Below are 1,876 nucleotides of genomic sequence, written 5' to 3' on the forward strand. Positions count from 1 at the left end.
TTTTGTTTCATAGGGAATTTCGGAGAAATTTCCTCTCCAATTAATCAAGTGTTTTTTTGTGTAAATTCATAGATTTTTATTCATCCTCAGATTGAGTGATTGCTTGGTTATGGACTAATCCTTGCCTAAATTGACAGATATATAGGTTTTTTGGGTACTCCAAATAAAGCGTCGTTTGATTACGATTTAAATGGCCTCGATGTATACCCATCCCTATATGGCAGCTCACCTCTCATGTCCAACAGGATCAGCCTCTTTGGGCGTCCTCACTTCCTTCGTTCTGCCTATCCATAACCAGGGTGCCAGCTCAGCTATGACTCAGGATCCTTGTCCTCCGGAAATGTATTCCTGCTGGCTACCAGCTCACTCTTTGTAAATTACCGATCCAAAACACTCCTTACTACAGCACCTATTGGTGGACGCTTCCTGTAGTACACAGATCATTGGTTCACGCCGCTATGTTTGGCGTTTCTCTCGGATGCTTAATGTCCTCAAGCATCTTTGATGCATCATAATCTATCCCTTTTACTAGGATTACAAAGAAAACTCTTATGAGTTTACATGCTACAGCTATGATTGATTGCATCTTCTTTAACGGATTCGATTCCCTGGTAGTGTAATAATTGTGGATCTCTTTGAATTCTTTGCTCTTGCCAACCACTGATACTGCAGCTTGTATGAGCAAATATCTCAAATGTTTGCGTCCCCTCTTACTTATCCTGGTCTTACCATTATGTTTTCCAGAACTATCTGCCACCAATTCTAATCCAGCAAGCTTCTGCAGTTCTTTGGCACTATCAAAGCGCATGATGTCTCCTACTTCTGCAATAAACCCTGCTATTGTAATTACGCCTATCCCTTTTATCTCAAGAAGTTTCTTTACATTCTTGATTCTAAGGGTAAGGTTCTCAATCAGATCATTGATCTGTTTAAGACGTTTTTCATTTTGTTCATGATCCTCAAGAAGATCTCGAATCTCCATTCTTGCTTCTACAAGACCTTCTCTGTATCCAATGCTGTTCAGTGCAGCATTGTAGATAACCATTGCCTTTTTGAGACCATTAGCACGAAGTTTTTCTCTTTTCCATATTTCTATAATTCCGTCTATTCCCAACTTAATTACATCTTCGGGTATTGGAGCTTCTTTCAAAATCAAAAGCCCACCTTTGGCATTTATCTGCCTGTATATGCCTTTATATTCAGGAAAGTATACACTAATCCATCTATATAACCTGTTTTTTATCCGTGTCTGTTCCTCAACAAGCGTAAATCTACGATTTGATACATTCCTGAGTTCAGCATATATGCCTCGTGGCATATATGTATAGTAATACCTTCCTTCTCTCACAAGCCCAGCAATAATTCTTGGATCCTTGCAATCATTTTTTGAAGGACTGTTATCATCTAGTTCTTTCGATTTATGTACATGATGCGGATTAACCATTACAAACTTTATACTTTTTCCGCTCATGTATTGTCCAAGATTAAACCAATAATGGCCTGTGGGTTCCATTCCTACAAGAGTTTCGGATAAATGAAATCTATCCATCAATAATCCGATTTCATTATAAAAAGTTCTAAATCCCTCTATTGAATTTCCAAAGCAAAAAGGTTTTTTTGTAAGCTCAATCCCCCTCCAATCAAAAGCTCTAAAATAATGCTTTTCACTACCAACATCAATACCAACTACCATTGTCTTTTCTGTTACTTGCCTGATTTTCTTGTTTTGTGTAAAATTCATCTGTAGATACCTCTCTTATTCTGTTTATTGCCAACTATGCTAGGGTCAGCAATTACAGTTTATCTGAGGTATCTTTCTTTTTCTATAAATTTACACTTCTATCCACACTTTAAATGTTACAGGAAGCTATGAAAC

At 37.6% G+C, this 1,876-nt stretch carries 1 protein-coding gene; it reads right to left on the reverse strand.

All coding sequences use genetic code 11. The features are described from left to right. Nucleotides 1-448: 448 nt before the first annotated feature. Nucleotides 449-1,741 (reverse strand): IS110 family RNA-guided transposase, encoded by a 1,293-nt coding sequence (locus tag BR86_RS0113610; protein ID WP_031474790.1) that lies wholly within the window; start codon nt 1,739-1,741, stop codon nt 449-451. Between the last annotated feature and the right edge of the window lie 135 nt (nt 1,742-1,876).

The organism is [Clostridium] aminophilum DSM 10710, from assembly GCF_000711825.1.
Lineage (GTDB): Bacteria > Bacillota > Clostridia > Lachnospirales > Lachnospiraceae > Clostridium_R > Clostridium_R aminophilum.

Bases quoted from the DNA above. Each gene is read 5' to 3' on its own strand.
- BR86_RS0113610 (WP_031474790.1), bottom strand. From the start codon at position 1,741: ATGAATTTTACACAAAACAAGAAAATCAGGCAAGTAACAGAAAAGACA.